This window comes from Mesorhizobium sp. A623 (assembly GCF_054489405.1).
Genome location: NZ_JBTMXB010000015.1, coordinates 60,810 through 81,697, shown reverse-complemented (window position 1 = coordinate 81,697; position 20,888 = coordinate 60,810). Strand labels below are relative to the sequence as shown.

Annotated in this window: 18 protein-coding genes; 12 read left to right on the top strand and 6 right to left on the bottom strand. The window is 63.0% G+C overall.

Features of this window, described 5'->3' with window-relative positions; genetic code table 11:
• Positions 1 to 13 precede the first annotated feature (13 nt).
• Complete coding sequence (puuE, locus tag ACX3P1_RS16765; RefSeq protein WP_459080730.1) at positions 14 to 1,447, bottom strand: allantoinase PuuE; 1,434 nt, start codon at positions 1,445 to 1,447, stop codon at positions 14 to 16.
• A gap of 194 nt (positions 1,448 to 1,641) precedes the next feature.
• Between puuE and uraH the strand changes: the two genes are divergently transcribed.
• The 4 genes from uraH (at position 1,642) to xdhC (ending at position 6,776) form a co-directional block, all read left to right on the top strand.
• Positions 1,642 to 2,010: a hydroxyisourate hydrolase gene (uraH, locus tag ACX3P1_RS16760; RefSeq protein WP_459080729.1), complete on the top strand. Its 369-nt coding sequence runs from the start codon at positions 1,642 to 1,644 to the stop codon at positions 2,008 to 2,010.
• A gap of 3 nt (positions 2,011 to 2,013) precedes the next feature.
• A complete protein-coding gene (gene xdhA, locus ACX3P1_RS16755; RefSeq protein ID WP_459080728.1) occupies positions 2,014 to 3,495 on the top strand; it encodes a xanthine dehydrogenase small subunit in 1,482 nt (493 codons plus the stop codon).
• Complete coding sequence (gene xdhB, locus ACX3P1_RS16750; protein ID WP_459080761.1) at positions 3,495 to 5,849, top strand: xanthine dehydrogenase molybdopterin binding subunit; 2,355 nt, start codon at positions 3,495 to 3,497, stop codon at positions 5,847 to 5,849. The genes xdhA and xdhB overlap by 1 nt, the downstream gene beginning before the upstream one ends.
• Before the next feature lie 69 nt (positions 5,850 to 5,918).
• Positions 5,919 to 6,776 (top strand): xanthine dehydrogenase accessory protein XdhC, encoded by an 858-nt coding sequence (gene xdhC / locus ACX3P1_RS16745; RefSeq protein ID WP_459080727.1) that lies wholly within the window; start codon positions 5,919 to 5,921, stop codon positions 6,774 to 6,776.
• A gap of 10 nt (positions 6,777 to 6,786) precedes the next feature.
• Here the strand turns inward: xdhC and dps are convergent, their stop codons facing one another.
• Positions 6,787 to 7,275, bottom strand: coding sequence for a DNA starvation/stationary phase protection protein Dps (dps, locus tag ACX3P1_RS16740; protein ID WP_459080726.1), 489 nt, complete (start codon positions 7,273 to 7,275; stop codon positions 6,787 to 6,789).
• 93 nt (positions 7,276 to 7,368) lie between these two features.
• Complete coding sequence (locus ACX3P1_RS16735) at positions 7,369 to 8,289, bottom strand: LysR family transcriptional regulator (protein WP_459080725.1); 921 nt, start codon at positions 8,287 to 8,289, stop codon at positions 7,369 to 7,371.
• A 144-nt stretch (positions 8,290 to 8,433) separates the two neighbouring features.
• On the opposite strand from ACX3P1_RS16735, the gene ACX3P1_RS16730 reads away from it, so the two are divergent.
• From ACX3P1_RS16730 to ACX3P1_RS16715, 4 genes are all read left to right on the top strand, one after another.
• Positions 8,434 to 9,651 carry a urate hydroxylase PuuD gene (locus tag ACX3P1_RS16730; RefSeq protein ID WP_459080724.1) on the top strand — a complete coding sequence of 406 codons (1,218 nt, stop codon included), beginning with the start codon at positions 8,434 to 8,436 and terminating at the stop codon, positions 9,649 to 9,651.
• A gap of 1 nt (position 9,652) precedes the next feature.
• On the top strand, positions 9,653 to 10,966 hold the full coding sequence (gene guaD / locus ACX3P1_RS16725) for a guanine deaminase (protein ID WP_459080723.1): 1,314 nt from the start codon (positions 9,653 to 9,655) through the stop codon (positions 10,964 to 10,966).
• 254 nt (positions 10,967 to 11,220) lie between these two features.
• Positions 11,221 to 11,724 (top strand): heme-degrading domain-containing protein, encoded by a 504-nt coding sequence (locus ACX3P1_RS16720; RefSeq protein ID WP_459080722.1) that lies wholly within the window; start codon positions 11,221 to 11,223, stop codon positions 11,722 to 11,724.
• A 1-nt stretch (position 11,725) separates the two neighbouring features.
• Complete coding sequence (locus ACX3P1_RS16715; RefSeq protein ID WP_459080721.1) at positions 11,726 to 12,991, top strand: glycerate kinase type-2 family protein; 1,266 nt, start codon at positions 11,726 to 11,728, stop codon at positions 12,989 to 12,991.
• A gap of 74 nt (positions 12,992 to 13,065) precedes the next feature.
• On the opposite strand, the gene ACX3P1_RS16710 is transcribed toward ACX3P1_RS16715, so the two are convergent.
• The 3 genes from ACX3P1_RS16710 to ACX3P1_RS16700 form a co-directional block, all read right to left on the bottom strand.
• Entirely contained in the window at positions 13,066 to 14,451 is a 1,386-nt protein-coding gene (locus tag ACX3P1_RS16710; RefSeq protein WP_459080720.1) for a glutamine synthetase family protein, read from the bottom strand.
• Between the two features lie 61 nt (positions 14,452 to 14,512).
• Positions 14,513 to 15,487 (bottom strand): WD40 repeat domain-containing protein, encoded by a 975-nt coding sequence (locus tag ACX3P1_RS16705; RefSeq protein WP_459080719.1) that lies wholly within the window; start codon positions 15,485 to 15,487, stop codon positions 14,513 to 14,515.
• Between the two features lie 3 nt (positions 15,488 to 15,490).
• Positions 15,491 to 16,585: a CobW family GTP-binding protein gene (locus ACX3P1_RS16700; protein WP_459080718.1), complete on the bottom strand. Its 1,095-nt coding sequence runs from the start codon at positions 16,583 to 16,585 to the stop codon at positions 15,491 to 15,493.
• 172 nt (positions 16,586 to 16,757) lie between these two features.
• Here ACX3P1_RS16700 and ACX3P1_RS16695 point away from each other — a divergent pair, with 172 nt between their 5' ends.
• The 4 genes from ACX3P1_RS16695 to ACX3P1_RS16680 all read left to right on the top strand — a co-directional run bounded on the left by ACX3P1_RS16695 (position 16,758) and on the right by ACX3P1_RS16680 (position 20,814).
• The gene (locus ACX3P1_RS16695; protein ID WP_459080717.1) at positions 16,758 to 17,936 is read left to right on the top strand and encodes a BaiN/RdsA family NAD(P)/FAD-dependent oxidoreductase; all 1,179 of its coding nucleotides are present in this window, start codon (positions 16,758 to 16,760) and stop codon (positions 17,934 to 17,936) included.
• A gap of 192 nt (positions 17,937 to 18,128) precedes the next feature.
• On the top strand, positions 18,129 to 18,617 hold the full coding sequence (locus tag ACX3P1_RS16690) for a MarR family winged helix-turn-helix transcriptional regulator (RefSeq protein ID WP_459080716.1): 489 nt from the start codon (positions 18,129 to 18,131) through the stop codon (positions 18,615 to 18,617).
• A 217-nt stretch (positions 18,618 to 18,834) separates the two neighbouring features.
• The gene (locus tag ACX3P1_RS16685) at positions 18,835 to 19,719 is read left to right on the top strand and encodes a DMT family transporter (protein ID WP_459080715.1); all 885 of its coding nucleotides are present in this window, start codon (positions 18,835 to 18,837) and stop codon (positions 19,717 to 19,719) included.
• 72 nt (positions 19,720 to 19,791) lie between these two features.
• Entirely contained in the window at positions 19,792 to 20,814 is a 1,023-nt protein-coding gene (locus ACX3P1_RS16680; RefSeq protein WP_459080760.1) for a LacI family DNA-binding transcriptional regulator, read from the top strand.
• Positions 20,815 to 20,888: the final 74 nt, after the last annotated feature.

Here is a 20,888-nt window from a genome sequence, read left to right as displayed (position 1 = left end):
ATCGTTTCGGGGCCTATTGCGGCAGCATGTCTTTGAGGCGGAACAGCGCGATGCGCTCCACCTGCTTGCAGGCGGTCTTGAGTTCCGTCTCGCGGGGGTTGCCGATGCGGGCTTCGAATTCGGCAAGGATTTCGTCCTTGCTGCGGCCTTTGGCGGCAATGATGAAGGGAAAGCCGAAGCTGGTGACATAGGCCGCGTTCAGCTTGGAAAACAACTCGCGTTCCTTGTCGGTCAGCGCATCGAGCCCGGCTGAGGCCTGCTCCTTTGTCGATTCCGGCGTCAGTTGCCTGGCCTGTGCGATCTTGCCGGCAAGGTCCGGATGCGCCTTGAGCACGCTGAGCCGTTCCGCTTCGCTGGCCGAGCGAAAGACGCGGCAAAGCGCGTTGTGCAGGCCGCCCGCGCTGTCATGGGCAGCGCCGAGTTCAAGTTCGTAAGCGCGTTCGGCCACCCAGGGCGAATGCTCGAACACGCCGCCGAAGCTTTTTACGAAATCGCTGCGGTCCATGCGCGAAGGCCGCAGTGCCGCCGCTTCATGGGGGTGATGCTCGTGCCAGTGCCGGGCAATGTCGATGCGTCGCGGCAGCCATACCTTGTCGTGGCTTTTGACATATTCGAGGAAGCGCTTCAGCGCGGCCGCCCGGCCTGGCCGGCCGATCAGGCGGCAGTGCAGACCGACGGTCATCATCTTCGGCCGCCCGGCCTTGCCTTCTTCATAGAGCGTGTCGAAACTGTCCTTCAGATAGGTGTAGAACTGCTCGCCGTTCGAAAAACCCGCCTGGATGCCGAAGCGCATGTCGTTGACGTCCAGCGTATAGGGGATGATGAGCAGCGGCTCCATGGCATGGCCGTGGCCGTCATGGTCGAGCCAGTAGGGCAGGTCGTCGTCATAGGTGTCGGAGCAGTAGGCGAAGCCTCCGGCCTCGGCAACCAGCCGCACCGTGTTTTCCGACGAGCGGCCGGTATACCAGCCGGTCGGGCGCTCGCCGGTTACTTCGGTGTGCAGCCGGATCGATTCCTCGATGTCGCGGCGCTCGTCTTCCGGCGAATGATCGCGGTAGTCGATCCATTTCAACCCGTGCGTGGCGATCTCCCAGCCGGCTTCCTGCATGGCCGCAAGCTGGTCGGGCGAGCGCGCCAGCGCGCTGGCCACGCCGTAGCAGGTGGCCGGCACGTTCGCCTCGGTAAACAGGCGATGGACCCGCCAGAAGCCGGCGCGCGCGCCATATTCGTAGATGGATTCCATGTTCCAGTGGCGCATGCCCTGCCAGGGGGCGGCACCGGTGATCTCGGACAGGAAGGCTTCGGAAGCCTTGTCGCCGTGCAGGATGCAGTTTTCGCCGCCTTCCTCGTAGTTGACCACGAACTGGACGGCGACATGCGCGCCACCCGGCCATTTCGGGTCCGGCGGATTGGCGCCGTAGCCGCGCATGTCTCTTTGATAATGCATCCGTCTATCTCCCCCGCAATGGAGCTGCCGTTTCAGGATAGTCCAAACTATGCCGTGGCATTCCCCCGAAAAATTTGAAAGTGTTTTTGGGGCAAGCCGCTCGACCACGTCTTATGCTACGCCGTTAAATGGCGCACAATATCAGCGATATAGGCAAGTGGCGGCCAAGGGGCGAGCCAAGGGAGGCGGTCATCATGGGAGCAGCATCATCCGGCGGGAGCCTGACCACGCATGTGCTGGACACGGCGGCGGGCAAGCCGGCGGCGGGCCTTTCCATCCGCCTGTTCAGCGTCTCTGGTGAAAGCCGTACCCATCTGAAAACCGTGGTGACCAATCAGGACGGGCGCTGCGACGCGCCGCTGCTCGCGGGCGAGGAGTTCAAGACCGGCGAATACGAACTGGTGTTCGCCGCCGGGGATTATCTGCGCCGGCAGGGCACCGAACTGCCGCAGCCCGCTTTCCTCGACAGCGTGCCGATCCGCTTCGGCATGGCCGAGGCCGTGCATTATCATGTGCCGTTGCTTGTTTCGCCCTACGGCTACTCCACATATAGGGGGAGCTGAACCATGCCAAATCCCACGATCCGCCATGAACTGCGCTTCATCCTCAATGGCGAGGACGTCGCCATCACCGATGTTGCGCCCGACGCGACGCTGCTCGACTGGCTACGGCTTAGCCGTTCGCTGCGCGGCACCAAGGAAGGCTGCGCCGAGGGCGATTGCGGCGCTTGCACTGTGCTGATCGGCAAGCTGACGGCAATCGGCCTCGTCTATGAAAGCGTCAACGCCTGCATCCGCTTCATGGGTTCGCTCGACGGCTGCCATGTGGTGACAGTGGAGCATCTGCACGGCGAGAGTGGGAAGTTGCATCCGGTGCAACAGGCGCTGGTGGATTTCCACGGCTCGCAATGCGGCTTTTGCACGCCCGGTTTCGTCATGTCGCTTTATGGGCTTTGGATGCGCGATTCCAGCCCGTCCAATGCGGCAATCGAAAAAGCCTTGCAGGGCAATCTGTGCCGCTGCACCGGTTATGAAGCGATCATGCGTGCGGCGCGTGCCATTTCCAGCTATGGCAAGGCCGAGAGCGATCCGCTGCGAGTCGAGCGCGAGGCGATCACCGCAAGGTTGAAATCGCTGCATGACGGCGCGCGCGTCGAGATCGGCTCCGGCAAGAAGCGCCTGATCGTCCCGGCCAATGCGGACGATTTTGCCGCTCTGCTCGAGGCCGAGCCAACTGCTACCGTCGTCGCCGGTTCCACCGATGTCGGCCTGTGGGTGACCAAGCAGATGCGCGATATTTCGCCCGCGATCTTCATCGGCAATCTCGACGGGCTAGGCGAAATCTCTGCAACGGGCGGTGTCGTCAGCATAGGCGCGGGCGTCACCTACACGGAAGCCTTCTTAACGCTTTCAAAGCATATTCCAGCACTTGGCCCGTTGGTTGATCGCATTGGTGGCGAGCAGGTGCGCAACATGGGCACCATCGGCGGCAACGTCGCCAATGGTTCGCCGATCGGCGACACGCCGCCACCCTTGATCGCGCTTGGCGCGACACTCACGCTGCGCAAGGGGAAGCAGCGGCGCACCATTCCGCTCGAAAAATACTTCATCGCCTATGGCAAGCAGGACCGCCAGCCGGGCGAGTTCGTCGAGAAGGTCACCGTGCCGGTGCCGACGGCTGATGAAAAATTCGCCGTCTACAAGATCACCAAGCGCCGCGACGAGGACATTACGGCCGCCCTTGGGGCGTTTTTCCTGCGCCTGGCTCCGGATGGAACGGTTGCCGAAGTTCGCATCGCCTATGGCGGCATGGCGGCGACGCCGAAGCGGGCCAGCGATGTCGAACAGGCCCTTATCGGCAAAGCGTGGACGGAAGCGACGGTCGAGGTTGCGATGACGGAATACGCCAACGACTTCTCGCCGCTCACCGACATGCGCGCCACCGCCGAATATCGGTCGATGGCCGCGCGCAATCTGCTGCTGCGGTTCTTTGCGGAAACCAGCGGCACCAAGGGGCCGATCCAGGTTTCCCGGCATGAGGCGGCATGATGACCAAGCACACTCCCAACCTGAAGGCCGTAAAGATCAGCGGCGGCGTCGCCACCGAGCGCAGCCATGATTCAGCCCACAAGCATGTCAGCGGTACGGCGGTCTATATCGACGATTTGCCGGAACCGGCCGGTACGCTTCATCTCGGCATGGGCCTCTCCACGGTCGCTCACGGCCTCATCAAGGCCATGGACCTTTCGGCGGTGAGCGCCGCGCCCGGCGTCGTGGATGTGCTGACCTGGAAGGATATTCCCGGGGACAACGACATTTCGCCCAGCGGCATGCACGACGATCCTGTTCTCGCGCAGGACAAGGTGTTGTTCCACGGCCAGCCCGTCTTCGTCGTTTTGGCAACGACGCGCGAACAGGCCCGTCGCGCTGCCCGCCTGGCAAAAATCGAATATGAGGAACTGCCCGCGACCATCGAAATCTGGGACCTGAACCCGGAAACGGACCGCCAGGTCACTACGCCGATGGTCCTTAAGCGCGGCGATGCGGCGGCGGCCCTTGCCACGGCCCCACGGCGCGTAAAGGGCCGCATGAAGCTTGGCGGGCAGGACCATTTCTATCTCGAAGGCCAGGTGTCGATGGCCGTGCCGGGCGAAGACGATGAAGTGACGGTCTATTGCTCGACGCAAGGGCCGACCGAAACGCAGCATATGATCGCGCATGCGCTGGGCGTGCCCAACCATGCGGTGACGGTGGAAGTGCGCCGCATGGGCGGCGGCTTCGGCGGCAAGGAAACACAGGCCAACCAGACCGCGGTGCTGGCGGCGATTGCCGCCAAGAAGCACAAGCGGGCGGTGAAGCTGCGCATGGACCGCGACGAGGACATGACCGCTACCGGCAAGCGGCACGATTTCGCCATCGATTACGACATCGGCTTCGACGACGAGGGCCGCATTCTCGGTATCGACTACATTTTCGCGCTGCGTTGCGGCTTTTCGGCCGATCTGTCGGGTCCGGTCGGCGACCGGGCGCTATTTCACTGCGACAACACCTATTTCTACCCGGCCGTTCACGCTATCTCGGCGCCCTTGTTCACCAATACGGTTTCCAACACCGCTTTTCGCGGCTTTGGCGGACCGCAAGGCATGGTCGGGGCTGAGCGTGTCATCGACGAGATCGCCTTCGCGGTCGGCAAGGACCCGCTCGAAATCCGAAAACTGAATTTCTACGATCCGATGGACAAGCGGGCCGGCCGCGACGTCACGCCCTATCACCAGAAGGTCGAGGACTGCATCATCCAGCGCATCGTGGCGGAACTGGAGGCAAGCGCCGACTATGCCGGGCGGCGGCGCGAGATCGCGGCCTTCAATGCCAACAGCCGCTTCATCAAGCGCGGCATCGCGCTTACCCCGGTCAAGTTCGGGATTTCGTTCACCCGCACCGATTCCAACCAGGCCGGCGCGCTGGTGCATGTCTACACCGATGGCTCGGTGCACATGAACCATGGCGGCACCGAAATGGGGCAGGGCCTGCACCTGAAGGTGGCGCAGGTGGTGGCCGAGGAATTCCAGATCGACATCGAGCGCGTCAAGATCACCGCCACGACCACGGCCAAGGTGCCGAATACCTCGCCGACCGCTGCCTCGTCGGGTGCGGATTTGAACGGCATGGCGGCGCAGAACGCGGCCCGCCAGATCAAGGAACGGCTGATCGACTTTGCCGCCGAAGCGCATCAGGTTCCAAAGGATCAGGTCGTTTTCCTTCCCAACCGGGTGCGGGTCGGCAACCAGGAGATTTCCTTCAACGATCTGGTCAAGCAGGCTTATACGGCGCGCATCCAGCTTTCGGCGGCGGGGTTTTATAAGACGCCGAAGATCCATTGGGATCGCGCCAAGGGCAAGGGGCATGCCTTCTACTATTTCGCCTATGGCGCGGCCTGTTCGGAGGTGTCGGTCGACACACTGACCGGCGAATATGTGGTCGAGCGCACCGATATATTGCACGATGCCGGCCGCTCGTTGAACCCGGCCATCGACCTTGGCCAGGTCGAGGGTGGTTTCATCCAGGGTATGGGCTGGCTGACCACGGAGGAACTGTGGTGGGACGGCAAGGGCCGGCTGCGCACGCATGCGCCGTCCACCTACAAGATTCCGCTGGCGTCTGACCGGCCGAAAATCTTCAACGTCGCGCTGACCGACTGGTCGGAAGCCTATGAGCCGACCATCCATCGCTCCAAGGCCGTCGGCGAGCCGCCCCTGCCGCTCGGCCTGTCGGTATTGCATGCGCTGTCGGACGCGGTGGCCAGCGTTGCCGACCACAAGATCTGTCCGCGCCTCGACGCGCCGGCAACGCCGGAGCGCGTGCTGATGACAATGGAAAGGCTGAAGCAGGAAGCCGGGAAATAGCGTCGGCGGGGGTGTGCCGGAGGTGAGTGTGCCGAAGAAGCCCGCCGTCCAAGCCATGGGAGGTCGCACATGACGTCGACCGTGCAGGAATTGAAGGATTTCCTTGGCTCTGCCGAGCTTCTTGCCCTTGTCGAGGTCGCGTCGGCGAAAGGCTCGACGCCGCGCGAAAAGGGCGCATCCATGCTGGTTTCCGCTTCGGCCATTCATGGCACCATCGGCGGCGGCCAGCTTGAATTCATGTCGATCGACAAGGCGCGGCAGATGCTGTCACCCAACGGGCACGATCTTCGCGCCACGCTCGATATTCCGCTCGGGCCGGAAATCGGCCAGTGCTGCGGCGGCAGGGTGGAAGTGCTGATCCGCCGGATCGACGACGCGCTTGCGGCGGAATTGATGGCGGCGGCGGAAGTCGAGGAAGCGGGCCTCCCACAGGTCTGCATTTTCGGTGGCGGTCATGTCGGGCAGGCGCTGGCGGCGGCGATTGCGCTGCTGCCGGTTCAGGCCATCGTGGTCGAAACACGCGCCGATGCGCTGGAAGGCATGCCGGAAGCGGTCGAGACGCGGTTGACGCCGATGCCGGAGGAAATCGTGCGGCAAGCCTTGCCCGGCGCTGCCTTCGTCGTGCTCACCCATGACCACGCGCTGGATTTCCTGATCGTCGCGGAAGCGTTGAAACGCGGAGACGCGGCCTATGTCGGCATGATCGGTTCGAAAACCAAGAAAGCGACTTTCAAAAGCTGGTTCCTGAAAACCGCCGGCGGCAACGAGGCGGAATTTGCCCGCCTCGTTTCACCGATCGGCGGCGACGCCGTCAAGGACAAGCGTCCGCGCGTTATCGCAGCGCTCGCCGCCGCCGAAATCATGACGGCGCTTGCGCAGAGCATCGCGCCGGTCGCGCCGCCAAAACGGCAGCGCGTAACCGGGTAAAATCGAAAAACTATTCTTTTTCCTGCGTGTGGGCTTCCAGGAACCACAGCGATTTGTCGAGCGAACGCGAATAGGCGGTGAGGATGTCGGCGGCATCGGCATCGCCCGCCTCGTCCGTATCGTCGATGGCTGCGCGGGCATTGTTTGCCGCCAGCGCATAGCGCTCGATCAGCGCCGCGAGGTGGTCCTTGGTCTTGTAGATGTCGGTCGGATAGGGCTTTAGCGGCGATGCCTTGACCACGGCCTGCGAGGTGCCGATGGCGGTGCCGCCCAACTGTACCGCACGTTCGGCGATCGTATCGACATGTACGTCGAGTTCGGCGCGAAAACCGTCCAGCATCTCGTGGATGGCGATGAACTGCGGCCCCTTGAGGTTCCAGTGCGCCTGCTTGGTGATGAGCGCCAGGTCAATCGCGTCGGCGAGACGGGCGTTGAGAATGTCGATCGAGACTTTCTTGGCGTTGGATTTGAGATCGTTGTGTGTGGGATGAGAGGCCATCGGGAACTCCATAGGGTTAGGTCGCGAAGGGCGGCCAGCGCCGGTCGCGCATTCCATTAATGTGCGAGGCGCGCACCGGTTCCTCAACTGCTTCTATTTGCCCGCCAGAAGGTCTTTTATCAGCCGCTGGCAGCGCTCGGCCATGAAGTCGAGCAGCAGCCGCACTTTGGGGTCCTGCAACTTCTTGTGCGGGTAGACCGCGGCGAACTGCACCGGTGTTGGCGGCGTGGCTGCCAGGATCACTTTCAGCCGCCCGTCGCGCAGATACGGCTCGACCTCGAAACGCGGCTTGTTGATGATGCCGCGCCCCGAAAGCGCCCAGCCGGTCAGCACATCGCCGTCATCGCTGTCGAACGGCCCGTGCACTTCGAATTTGTGCGGCCCGGTCGGCATTTGCAGCATCCAGTAGAACTCCCGGCTGCCGGGATAGCGCAGCATAAGGCAATCGTGCTTTCGATCCAGAAGGTCGCTCGGGTCGTTCGGCTCGCCATGCGTTTCGAGATAGGCGGGCGCCGCGACCAGCACGCGCTCGCAATCCATGATGCCGCGCATGCGCAGCGAGGAATCCTCGATGATCCCGAGCCGGAAGGCGACGTCGATGCCTTCCTTCATGATATCGACATTATGGTCGGAGAGCCGCAGCCGCACCTCGATATCGGGATATCTGTCGCGAAAATCGGGAATGCCCGAAGCGATCAGGCGGCGTCCGAGCCCCAGCGGCGCAGTGACCTTGATGGTCCCGCGCGGCTGGCCGGAAAGGGCGCTGACGGCGGCCTCGGCATGCGCGATTGCGTCCATTACCTGTTTTGCGCCTTCATAGAAAACCGTACCGTGTTCGGTCGGCATCAACTGCCGCGTCGTGCGGTTGAACAGGCGCACGCCCAGATGCTTTTCCAATTCCTTGATGCGGTTCGAGGCGACCGCTGGCGAGATGCGCATGTCGCGTCCCGCGGCCGACAGATTGCCCAGTTCGACGACGCGGACGAAAACGGAAATGTTGTCCAGATAGGCCATGTTGGGTTTCGATCCGTGGCTTTCAGGCGGCTGCGTGGGTGGACCGTAGTATTTTACAATTTTTTTTGAAAGTCCTCGTGCGCGCCACCCCTTTTCGTTTACGCGCCAGCCCGTAAAGTCGCAGGCTCTAGAGGAAGGACGATCATGCTCGATTTCGCGATATTCTGGGAGTGGCTCGCCTTCGCGGTGCGCTGGCTGCATGTCATCACCGCCATCGCCTGGATCGGCTCGTCCTTCTATTTCGTGGCGCTCGACCTCGGTCTGCGCCAGCGTCCCGGCCTGCCCGCCGGCGCTTATGGCGAGGAATGGCAGGTGCATGGCGGCGGCTTTTACCACATCCAGAAATACCTGGTCGCGCCGGCCGAGATGCCCGAGCACCTGACCTGGTTCAAATGGGAAAGCTACGCCACGCTGCTGTCGGGTTTCGCCCTGCTCGCCATCGTCTATTACGCGGGTGCGAGCCTGTTCCTGATCGACCCGAACGTGCTCGACGTATCGGTGCCGGTCGGCATCATGATCTCGATCGCCTGCCTCGCCTCGGGCTGGATCGTCTACGACGTGCTGTGCCGCTACCTGATCGGCAAGGCCGACACCGGCCTGATGCTGTTGCTCTACGTCATCCTGGTGTTCATGGCGTGGGGGCTGACGCATCTGTTCACCGGGCGCGCCGCCTTCCTGCATCTGGGCGCCATCACCGCCACCATCATGTCGGCCAACGTCTTCATGGCCATCATCCCCAACCAGAAGATCGTCGTCGCCGACCTGATCGCCGGGCGCAAACCCGATCCGAAATACGGCCAGATCGCCAAGCAGCGCTCACTGCACAACAATTACCTGACACTGCCCGTGCTGTTCCTGATGCTGTCGAACCACTATCCGTTGGCGTTCGGGACAGAGTTCAACTGGGTCATCGCCTCGCTGGTGTTCATGATCGGTGTGCTGATTCGGCACTATTTCAACACGCATCATGCCAGGAAGGGCAACCCGACCTGGACGTGGCTGATGGCCCTCCTCCTGTTCATCGTCATCATCTGGCTGTCGACGGTGCCGAAAGTGCTGACCGGTGAGCCTAAAGTGTCGTCCGCCGCTGAAATTTATGTGGCTTCCGCGCATTTTCCGGCGGTGCGCGACACGGTAATGGGCCGCTGCGCCATGTGCCATGCGGCGGAACCGTCTTATGAAGGCATCTATCATGCGCCGAATGGCGTGATACTGGATACGGATGCGGGCATTGCCGCGCATGCCAAGGAAATCTACCTGCAGGCCGGGCGCAGCCATGCCATGCCGCCGGCCAACGTCACGCAGGTCACCGACAAGGAACGCGCCCTGCTGGTAAGCTGGTATGAGGGCGCGGGGAAATAGCATGACGACAACACTTCTGCGCGGCCGCACGCTTTCCTTTCTGCGCTGGCCGGAAACCATCGATGACGCCGCCTCGTATCACTATGAGGAAGACGGTGGCCTGCTGATCCGCGCCGGCAAGATCGTCGCTGCCGGCCCCTACGCCCAAGTTGAAAAACAGGCGGGCGAGGGCGCGAAAAAGATCGACCACCGGCCGCACCTGCTGCTGCCCGGCTTCATCGACGCGCATGTTCATTTCCCGCAGATGCAGGTCATCGCCAGCTATGGCGCGGAGCTGCTCGACTGGCTGAACGTCTACACTTTCCCGGAAGAGACGAAATTCGCCAACGCGCAGCATGGCCGCCGCATCGCGCGCCTGTTCCTGGACGAGATGCTGCGCCACGGCACCACGACGGTCTCGGCCTATTGCTCGGTGCACAAGGCGTCGGCCGAGGCGTTTTTCGAGGAAAGCCACGCCCGCAACATGCTCAACATCGCCGGCAAGGTGATGATGGACCGCAACGCGCCGGAGGGCGTGCTGGACACGCCGCAATCCGGCTATGACGACACCAAGGCGCTGATCGGCGACTGGCACGGCAAGGGCCGCCAGCTCTATGCCATCACGCCGCGCTTCGCGATCACGTCGAGCCCTGAGCAGATGGAAATGGCGGGCACGCTGATGAAGGAATTCCCCGGCCTTCACATGCAGACGCATCTGTCGGAAAACCACGCCGAAATCGCCTTCACCCAGGAACTCTATCCGTGGGCGCGCGACTATACCGACGTCTACGAGCATTACGGATTGCTCGGCGCAAAAAGCCTGTTCGGCCATTCGATCCATCTGTCCGAGCGCGAGGCGGACGTGCTGTCCGACACCGGTTCGATCGCGGTATTCTGCCCGACCTCGAACCTGTTCCTTGGCTCCGGCCTGTTCGACTACCAGCGCTATCGCCGCCGCGAAAAGCCGCTGCGCATCGCCACCGCCACCGATGTCGGCGGCGGCACCAACTATTCCATGCTGCGCACCATGGACGAGGGCTACAAGGTGATCGCGCTGAACGGCGAGAAGCTGAACCCGTTCCAGTCCTTCTGGCAGATCACGCGCGGCAACGCCGAAGCGCTGTCGGTCGCGGAAAAAGTGGGCACGCTGGCGGAAGGCACCGACGCCGATATCGTCGTGCTGGATTCAAGCGCCACGCAGGGAATGAAGCTTCGCATGGAGACAATCGAAACGTTGGCGGAGGAATTGTTCCTGCTGCAGACGCTGGGTGACGACCGCGCCGTGCGCGAGGTCTATGTGGCCGGCAGAGCGGCCAAGAGCGACATGGCTGGGTAGTGCGCCCTTCGAGGCTCGCTTTGCGAGCACCTCAGGATGAGGACGGTGGTGCAACGGGATTTTAAAGCGGGGGTTCGAACGGCGGTGATCCTCATTCGCACCGTGGGAAATCATGCATCGGCTCAGCCACGCCTGAGCCAACTACTACCTCCCTCATCCTGAGGTGCGAGCAAAGCGAGCCTCGAAGGACGCACAGCGCTTGACCGGGCGATGCTTGTCGTACAAAGCGGACGATAAGTTTCAAGGGAAGAAAAATGACCGCAGCCGACGATATCGAGACGATCAGGCGGCAGGAGGCCACCCTCGTCTTCGACAGTTTCGACGAGGCGACCGCGTTCTCCATCGGCTCGGCGATCCGCGAGCGCGGCATGGCGGAAAACATGCCGATTGTCATCGATATCCGCACCTTCGACCGCCCGCTTTTCTATGCAGCACTGCCCGGTTCGAACGCCTCCAACCCCGATTGGGCGCGGCGCAAGATCAATGTGGTGAAGCGGTTTCTCAAAAGCACCTACCGCATGGTTCTGGAGCAGGACCGCCCCGACCGCACCTTCAAGCCGGGCGAGGGGCTGGATATCACCGACTATGTGCTGGCCGGCGGTGGCTTCCCCATTACCGTGAAAGGTGCCGGCGTCATTGGCGTCATTGCCGTTTCCGGCCTGCCAGAGCGCGACGACCACGGCGTCGTCGTGGATGCCCTGTGCGCGCATCTGGGCAAGGATGCCAAGGCGCTGGCGCTGCCGAAGGCAGGAGAGTGAAGTGGCGGTCATCGATCCCAAATCCTTCCTGACCTCCATCTTCGACATCGCCGTTGCCGCCGCCGATCCGGAAAGAACCATACGCAGCCATTTGCCGGGCAAGCCCAAGGGCCGCACCGTCATTGTCGGCGCAGGCAAGGGGGCGGCGCAGATGGCGGCCGCATTCGAGAAGGCGTGGGACGGACCGCTGGAGGGGCTGGTCGTCACCCGCTACGGCTATGGTGCGAAGACCGAGCGTATCGAAGTCATCGAGGCCGCCCATCCCGTTCCTGACCTGGCCGGGCTGGAAGCGTCGCGCCGGCTGCTGGACAAGGTTTCCGACCTGACCGAGGACGATCTGGTCGTGGCGCTGATCTGCGGTGGCGGTTCGGCCCTGCTGCCGTCGCCGGCACCCGGCTTGACGCTGGCCGACGAGATTGCTGTCAACGAGGCGCTGCTGGCTTCCGGCGCGCCGATTTCGGCGATGAACACGATCCGCAAGCATCTGTCCTGCATCAAGGGCGGTCGGCTTGCCGCCGCCGCATGGCCGGCGAAGGTTGTGTCGCTGGTGGTGTCCGACATTCCCGGCGACAACCCCGCGCTGGTCGCTTCCGGGCCGACGATTCCCGACGCCGCCACCCGCCAGGATGCGTTGGCCGCGATCGCCGCCTATGGCATGAAGCTGCCCGAGGCGGTGATGGCCCACATCGGCTCGCCCGTCGCCGATGCGCCGCGCCCGGATGACGAAAAATTCGCCCGCAACGAAGTGCACCTGATCGCCTCCGCCGCCGTATCGCTGGAAGCCGCCGCCGCGCAAGCCGCGCGTCATGGCATCGATGCGGTTATTCTGTCGGATTCCATCGAGGGCGAAGCGCGCGAAGTGGGCTCGGTCCATGCAGCCATCGCCCGTGAGGTCGCGGTGCGAAACCGGCCGTTCAACAAGCCGGTGCTGATCCTGTCGGGCGGCGAGACGACCGTGACGCTTAGAGCCAAGGGCAAAGGCGGCCGCAATTCCGAATTCCTGCTGGCCTTCGCCATCGGCATCGCCGGGGTCCACGGCATCCATGCGCTGGCCGCCGATACGGATGGCATCGACGGCTCGGAAGACAATGCCGGCGCGTTTGCCGATGGCTCGACGGTCCAGCGCATGCGCGCGGCAGGCGTCGACGCAAAAGCCATGCTGGCCGGCAACAATGCCTGGACCGCGTTCAATGCGGTGGACGATTTGTTCGTGCCCGGCCCGACCGGCACCAATGTCAACGATTTGCGGGCGGTTTTGGTGCGGTAGTGGCGAGGCAAATGCCACCTCCCTCATCCTGAGGTGCGAGCGGAGCGAGCCTCGAAGGACGCACCACGCTGCCATCACACCTCGTGCAAATAGAGGTGGTAGTCCAGTTCGCTGACGGTGCGCGCCACGCGCAGATATTCGGATTGCTTGATCGCCACGAAGGTGCGGTGCAGATCCTCCCCCAGGGCGCTTTTGAGAAACGTCGATGCCCGTGCCGCCTCGATTGCGGCGCGCCAGTCGACCGGCATCGTGGTGCGCGTTTCAGCCGCTTCGTAGCCGTTGCCGACGGTTTCGGGGCCGGGATCGAGGCCTTCGTCGAGCCCTTTGACGATGCCCGCCAAAACGGTCGCGGCGACCAGATAGGGATTGGCGTCGACGCCCGACGGCCGGTGCTCGATGCGCCTGCTTTTCTTGTCGCCCGCCGGCACGCGCAGCGCTACCGAGCGGTTGTTGACGCCCCAGGTCGGCGTTACCGGCGCGTAGGATTGCGAGACGAAACGCCGCCATGAATTGGCATGCGGCGCAAACACCAGCATCGATTCCGCCATGGTCTGGATAAGCCCGCCCAGACCTTGCAGGAGGGGCAGGGAGCGGGTTTCGCCATCCGTCTCCGTAAAGACGTTCCTGCCGTTCTCGTCGAGCAGCGAAACGTGGAAATGCATGCCGGAGCCGGCGTATTTCTCGATCGGCTTGGCCATGAAACAGGCGGTCACGCCGTGCCGGCGCGCCTGCGTCCGCACCAGCCGCTTCAGCATGACCAGATCGTCCGCTGCCCGCATCACGTCCTCGCGGTAGTTCAGCGTCAATTCGTACTGGCCCGGCGCATATTCCGAAATCACCGTCTCAGCCGGAATGCCCTGCAGCTTCGCGGCCTGGTAAATATCGGAAAACAGCGGCTCCATGCCGTGCAGGTGATCGACCGAATACACCTCTGTCTTGGCCGAATGGCGGCCGTCGAGCACCGCGCGCGCCGGCTGCACCTTGCCGTCGCCGTCGCGCTCATTGGCGAGGAGAAAAAATTCAAGTTCGAAGGCGCCGGCCGGATGAAGCCCCTTTTCGGCCAGGATTTCGACCTGACGGGCAAGCGCGTGGCGCGGATCGGAGGTCATCGGCGCGCCGTCGAGATGGTACATCGACATCATGACCTGCGCGCGCGGCGGCTGCGTGCCGTGCAGCGGCGCCAGCGTTCCGGGAATGGGCCAGGCGCGCAGGTCGCCGTCGCCGGTTGCCCAGATCAGGCCGGTTTCGTGGACGTCCTCGCCGGTGATATCGAGGCCGAGCACGGAAATCGGCATATGCCGTCCGCCCTCGAAAACCGCCGCCAGTTCATGCCGGCGGATGATCTTTCCGCGCCCGACACCGTTGGCGTCGATGAGGACGATATCCACCGCCTCGATTTCGGGATGGCGTTCAAGGAAGGCTTTCGCCTCGGTGGGCGTCGAACCCGAAGGTGAAGTCATGATGGCGCTCGGTTGAACCTTGTGCTTGTCTCATGCCGCACGCTTCCCCGCAACCGGGGCTTCAGGCGGAAATATCGATGACGCCGCAATCGCCGGTGGCGCTGCCGAAGACCACGCGCCGTTCGCTCTTGTCCCACATCATCGCGGTGATCGCGCCCTTGCCCGGCCGGCGCAGCAGCACTTCCTTGGCGTCTTGAAAACGCGCGGCGATGACCATGCCGTCGTCGTAGCCGATGGCGGTGACGTCTTCGCTGGGGTGGCAGGCCACACAGGTCACCATGGCGTTGCCGCGCGTGCCGAGTTCCAGCGGGGCCTTGCCCATCGGGCCGTCCTTGCCCGAAAACGGCCAGACGATGGCCGCCGGCGCGCCGGAGCTTGCCAGCCATTTGCCCTTGGCAGCCCACGACAGGCTCTTCACCTTGCCCGGATAGCCCGACATGCGCATGTGCTTGCCGTCGGCAAGCTTCCAGCCATGCAACGCGTTTTCCTGCATGGAGGTGACCAGGAAATTGCCGTCCGGCGAAAAGGTGATCCCTGTATGCGCGCCGGCCCATTCCAGTTCAGTCGGCTTGCCCTCGGCAGCGGGGAAATGCAGCGTTGCGCCATTATAACGAGCAACGCCGATGCGCATGCCCTTCGGCGAAAAGGCGACACCCTCGACCGAGCGCGGATGCGAAAATTCCTTCGACCTACCGTCGTTGAAACGCACGTAGGCCGTCTTGCCGGTGCCATAGGCGACCGCGCCTTGCGGGCCGGCTGCGACGTTGGCGATCCATTTCCTGCCCGCGCTCGCCAGTTCGGTGGCTTTTCCGTCAGCCTCGACGGCAAACACCTTGCCGTCTTCGCCGCCGGTGATCAGCCGGTCGCTGGCCGGGTCATGGACGGCGCAGAGCAGGCCGTCATTGGCCTGCATGGTTTTCTGGCCGTGATCGAGCCGATGGATCGAGCCATCCGCCATGGCGAAATGCGGCACGTCGTTGAGGAACACGGCGGCGATGCAATGACCGTCGAGGTCGAGAGGCGCAACTGTCGGCATGTGTCAGGCTGCTGCCTGGCAGGCATCGAAGCTGTTTTTCAGCCTCTCGGCGTCGAGTTCGCGGCCGATGAACACCAGCCGGCTTTCGTGCTTTTCGCCGTCTTTCCACGCGCGCTGGTGGTCGCCTTCGATGATCATGTGCACGCCCTGGATGACGTAGCGCTCGTCGTCGCCCTTGAGCGCAATGATGCCTTTCAGCCGCAGGATGTTGGGGCCTTCCATCTGGGTGATTTTTTCGATCCACGGGAAGAACTTTTTAGGGTCCATCTCGCCGCCGCGCAGCGAAACCGACTGCACCGTCACGTCATGAATGGCGGACGGATGCGCATGGTCGTGATCATGATGATCGTGGCCGTGATGGTCGTGGTCATGATGATGGTGATCGTGATCGTGGTCGTGGTCGCAATCCGGGCCGCACTCATGGTCGTGGTCATGCTCGTCATGCGCTTCGAGGAAATGCGGGTCGTTCTCCAGCGCGCGGCTGAGATCAAACGCGCCGCGATCTAGAACGTCGGTCAGCGGCAGGCTGGCGCGGGTGGTTCGGTGGATTTTCGCGGCCGGGTTGATGGCGCGGATCGTTGCTTCGACGGCGCGCAACTCTTCCGGCGTCACCAGGTCGGTCTTGTTGAGCACGATGACGTCGGCAAAGGCGATCTGGTCCTCTGCCTCTTTCGAATCCTTCAGGCGCAGCGGCAGATGCTTGGCATCGACCAGCGCCACCACGGCGTCTAGCTTGGTCTTGGAGCGCACATCGTCGTCCATGAAGAAGGTCTGCGCCACCGGCACCGGATCGGCGAGGCCAGTCGTCTCGATGACGATGGCGTCGAAGCGGCCTGGCCTGCGCATCAGGCCCTCGACCACGCGGATCAGGTCGCCGCGCACCGTGCAGCAGACGCAGCCATTGTTCATCTCGTAGATTTCCTCGTCGGATTCCACGATCAGCTCGTTGTCGATGCCGATCTCGCCGAACTCGTTGACGATCACAGCGTAGCGCTTGCCGTGGTTTTCCGAGAGAATCCGGTTGAGCAGCGTGGTCTTGCCGGAACCGAGATAGCCGGTAAGCACGGTCACGGGAATTTGCGTCTGGGTGTCGCTCATGTCTGAACCTCGAAGGGGATTTGTTGCCTCCATATAGGATGACGCGCCGCGTTTTGCACGACCAATCCCGCCTGTTTCGCATTGGGCCAGATCGCAGCCATTTGTGCTGAAAATTGCGATGCAAAGCACCGATCACAGGCTATAGAGGGCTTTTGGTCTCGGGGACGCCGGTTTGGATTTTTTCGATGTCGTGATCGTAGGCGCGGGCGCTGCCGGCATGATGTGCGCCATCGAGGCGGGCAAACGCGGCCGCACCGTGCTAGTCATCGACCATGCGCGGACCGCCGGCGAAAAGATCCGCATCTCCGGCGGCGGCCGCTGCAACTTCACCAACATCCACGCCGGTCCGAAGAACTTCCTGTCGCAGAACCCGCATTTCTGCATCTCGGCGTTGAAGCGCTACACGCAGCATGATTTCATTGCACTGGTGAAAAGCTACGGCATCGCCTTCCACGAAAAGACGCTGGGGCAGTTGTTCTGCGACGGCTCGGCCACGCAGATCATCGCTCTACTGCTGGAAGAAATGAAGCGCCACGGTGCGGTGCTGCGGCTGAACACACGCGCGGAAAAAGTCGAAAAGAGCGCAGATGGTTTCGTCGTCGGGCTTGAGGACGGACCAGTGCGCTGCGCCTCGCTGGTGGTGGCGAGCGGCGGAAAGTCGATCCCCAAGATGGGCGCTTCGGGCTGGGGCTACGACCTTGCCGCGCAGTTCGGCGTGGCGGTGGTCGAAACACGCCCGGCTCTGGTGCCGCTGACCTTCGAGCCGAATACGCTGGAGCGCTTGAAGCCGCTGGCCGGCATCGCGGTGGATGCCGTGGTGTCGTGCAACAAGATAAAATTCTCGGAAGCCATGCTGTTCACGCATCGCGGCATCAGCGGGCCTTCCATCCTGCAGATCTCGTCCTATTGGCGCGAGGGCGACGAGATCGGCATCGCCATGCTGCCGGGCGTCGATGTGTTCGAGGCGTTGCGCGCGGCGCGCGCTGAAAACGGCAAGCAGGCGGTGCAGACGGTGCTGGCCGCCTTCCTGCCGAAAAAACTGGCGCAGACCATCGCGGAGCAGCTCGGCGCATCGAAACATCTGGCCGACATGCCGGACAAGGAGTTTCGCCGCGTCGAGGCGGCCGTCAACGACTGGCGCATCAAGCCCGCAGGTTCGGAAGGCTATCGCACGGCCGAGGTGACGCTGGGCGGCGTCGATACGCGCGATCTGGATTCGAAGACCATGGCCGCCAGAGCGGTGCCGGGCCTCTATTTCATCGGCGAGGTGGTGGATGTCACCGGCTGGCTCGGCGGCTACAATTTCCAGTGGGCGTGGTCCTCCGGCTGGTGCGCCGGGCAGGCGGTTTGAGGCTCGCCAGACAGGGGCGAACGATAAAGCAGAGCCGGATAACGACTGTCATCTAACTGTAATCTGGCTCTGCCATAAGCATGTCGCTGCGGTTTCGCTTGCCGGCAAAGGGCTTTTCGCGGGCGAAAGACGGGGCGATTGCAAGCGGGGCATGATTATCTTGCCCGCCTATCACGGACCCGAGAGGAAGACATGGCCAAGCCAGACAGAACCGCGACGATGAACCGGCTGCATTCGGCGGCAAGACTGGCGCGCACGGCGCTCGCCGCTCGCCTTCTGGCGCACGGCTTTTATGCCGGCCAGGACCAGATCATGCTGTCGCTGGAGGAAGAGGACGGCCAGACGCCCGGCAAGCTCGCCGCTCGCCTCGGCGTCCGTCCGCCGACCATCACCAAGACCATCAACCGCCTGCAGGCACAGGGTTTTCTGGACAAGCGCGCTTCCGATGCCGATGCGCGCCAGGCGCATATCTTCCTGACCGATCTTGGCCGCGGCACCATCCGCGCCATCGAGAAATCGGTGAAGAAGACCGAAAAGCAGGCGCTGAAGGGCCTCGACAAGAAAGAGCAAAAAGTGCTGTTCAAGATGCTGGCCCGCATCGAGGCGAACTTGTTGGACGAAGAACTGGACCTTGCCGAAGAGAGCCCTGAGATCGAAGGCAAACACGACGCTGAAGAGTAGGCACGACGCTGAAGAGTAGGCCGTTTCATTCTATTGCGGCCGCCGAACGCGCCGGCGGCTGGCCTGCCTGCGCAAAGCCTGTAGGCCAGGGCGGCCTTTGGCCTTGCCGCCGCGTGTCAATTCACGCACAAGGCTGATGTCCGAATGAAACGGTCTTGTCTTGCCACACCCTTCCTCAAAATCAGAACAAGCGACACCGCCAACTGCGATCATCTACATGATCGTCACCTATATCGGTTTCACTTTTTTGGACTCGTCCAGCAAGTTTCTCGTGCTCGCCGGCATCGCCCCGTTCTTCATCGCCTGGTGTCGTTTTGCCGGCCATGTCGTGCTGGTGGCCCTCTTGTTTCGCGGCTGGAAAGATAGCCGGCGGTTCTTGGCCAAAAACCTGCCCGCCCATGTCTTGCGCGGCGCGTTCCTTGCCAGTTCGACCGTCTTCAACGTCATGGCGCTGCGCTATCTGCAACTGGCGGAAACGACCTCGATCTATTTCTTCGCACCGATGGTCATCACAGCCCTTGCCGGCCCCATGCTTGGCGAATGGGCGGGCTGGCGCCGTTGGCTTGCCATCTGGATCGGCTTTGCCGGCGTGCTCGTCATCACCCGGCCGGGCGTCGGCGTTTTCGGCATCGGCCACGCCTTTGCCCTGGCGGCCATGCTGGCGAACTGTTTCTATGTCATCATGACCCGGCGCATGTCCGCCACCGAAACGCCGGAAAGCCTAATCCTGTTTGCCGCCCTTGCCCCCGTCATCCTGCTTTTGCCGATGCTGCCCTTCTCGCTGACGCTTCCGGCCACGCCCCTGCAATGGCTCATCCTGGCGATGCTGGGCGTCTTCGGCGGCGTCAGCCACTGGTTTCTGATCAAGGCCTACAGCCTTGCCACCGCCACCGCGCTCGCGCCCTATCCCTATTCGCAGATGATTTGGATGATTGCCTTCGGCTGGCTCATCTTCCACCAGTTCCCCGACAACTGGACCCTTGCGGGTGCCGCCATCATCGTCGCCAGCGGTCTCTACATCGTCCACCGCGAGCATCGGCTGCGCGTGCGCAATCGCGCAGCACCCGGCGCCGAGACGGAAGTGCTGGCGAAAACGCTTTGACTCACTGAAAATCGGTGGCATAAGCCGCGTTTAAATTGTTTAAACAAACGGTTTAAACCGGGGGCCACTCCACTGGCACAAAAGATCAAGCTATCGACCATCGCCGACGCGCTCGGCGTGTCGACCGCCACCGTCTCGCTGGCGCTGCGCGACAGTCCGCTGGTTGCCGCCTCGACGCGCGAGCGCATCAAGGACCATGCGCGCGCCATCGGCTATATCTACAACCGTCGCGCCGCTAGCTTGCGCACCTCGCGCTCGGGCATTGTCGGCGTCGTCGTCCACGACATCATGAACCCGTTCTATGCGGAAATCCTGCGCTCCATCGAAAGCGAACTCGACCGCAGCCGCCAGACCTTCATCCTGTCCAACCACTATGACCAGCTTGAAAAGCAGCGCCTCTTCATCGACACGCTGCTGCAACTCGGTGCGGACGGCGTCATCATGTCGCCGGCCATCGGTACGCCGGCTTCCGATATCCTGATGGCCGAGGAAAACGGCCTGCCGGCGGTGCTCATCGCCCGCGATGTCGAGGACGCGCATGTGCCGGTGTTTCGCGGCGACGACGCCTACGGCACCGCACTTGCCACCAACCATCTGATCTCGCTCGGCCACAAGCGCATCGTCATGATCGGCGGGACCGAGCAGACCTCGACCGGCCACGACCGTTATCAGGGCTATGTCAACGCGATGGAAGCGGCGGGGCTGGAGGTCAAGCCGTCCTGGCGCATTTCCGGCCCGCGCACCAAGCAGGCCGGCTTCGAGGCGGCCAGCCAGTTCCTGGCGCTGAAGGACAAGCCGACCGCCGCCTGCTGCTGGAACGACCTCGTCGCCATCGGCCTGATGAACGGCATCGCGCGCGCCGGCCTGGTTCCGGGCGTCGACGTTTCCGTCACCGGCTATGACGATCTGGAGGAAGCTTCGATCGCAACGCCGGCCCTCACTACGGTGTGGAACGGCCAGCGCGAGGTCGGCCGCCGCGCCGCAAGCGCGCTGCTCGACAAGCTCAACGGGCAGACGGTTCGCCCGTCGCAGGAACTCATCAAGCCCGAACTGCATGTGCGCCAGTCCACCGGAAAGCCGGTGGAGCGCAGTTAGATCGCCGTGCGTCCTATCGGACGCACAAAGGACGATCTAACGCTTTGATTGAGCATCGGAATAATCCGAAAACC

Coding starts and splice junctions, on each gene's coding strand:
- puuE (WP_459080730.1), bottom strand. CDS start 1,447: ATGCATTATCAAAGAGACATGCGCGGCTACGGCGCCAATCCGCCGGAC.
- uraH (WP_459080729.1), top strand. CDS start 1,642: ATGGGAGCAGCATCATCCGGCGGGAGCCTGACCACGCATGTGCTGGAC.
- xdhA (WP_459080728.1), top strand. CDS start 2,014: ATGCCAAATCCCACGATCCGCCATGAACTGCGCTTCATCCTCAATGGC.
- xdhB (WP_459080761.1), top strand. CDS start 3,495: ATGACCAAGCACACTCCCAACCTGAAGGCCGTAAAGATCAGCGGCGGC.
- xdhC (WP_459080727.1), top strand. CDS start 5,919: ATGACGTCGACCGTGCAGGAATTGAAGGATTTCCTTGGCTCTGCCGAG.
- dps (WP_459080726.1), bottom strand. CDS start 7,275: ATGGCCTCTCATCCCACACACAACGATCTCAAATCCAACGCCAAGAAA.
- ACX3P1_RS16735 (WP_459080725.1), bottom strand. CDS start 8,289: ATGGCCTATCTGGACAACATTTCCGTTTTCGTCCGCGTCGTCGAACTG.
- ACX3P1_RS16730 (WP_459080724.1), top strand. CDS start 8,434: ATGCTCGATTTCGCGATATTCTGGGAGTGGCTCGCCTTCGCGGTGCGC.
- guaD (WP_459080723.1), top strand. CDS start 9,653: ATGACGACAACACTTCTGCGCGGCCGCACGCTTTCCTTTCTGCGCTGG.
- ACX3P1_RS16720 (WP_459080722.1), top strand. CDS start 11,221: ATGACCGCAGCCGACGATATCGAGACGATCAGGCGGCAGGAGGCCACC.
- ACX3P1_RS16710 (WP_459080720.1), bottom strand. CDS start 14,451: ATGACTTCACCTTCGGGTTCGACGCCCACCGAGGCGAAAGCCTTCCTT.
- ACX3P1_RS16705 (WP_459080719.1), bottom strand. CDS start 15,487: ATGCCGACAGTTGCGCCTCTCGACCTCGACGGTCATTGCATCGCCGCC.
- ACX3P1_RS16700 (WP_459080718.1), bottom strand. CDS start 16,585: ATGAGCGACACCCAGACGCAAATTCCCGTGACCGTGCTTACCGGCTAT.
- ACX3P1_RS16690 (WP_459080716.1), top strand. CDS start 18,129: ATGGCCAAGCCAGACAGAACCGCGACGATGAACCGGCTGCATTCGGCG.
- ACX3P1_RS16685 (WP_459080715.1), top strand. CDS start 18,835: ATGATCGTCACCTATATCGGTTTCACTTTTTTGGACTCGTCCAGCAAG.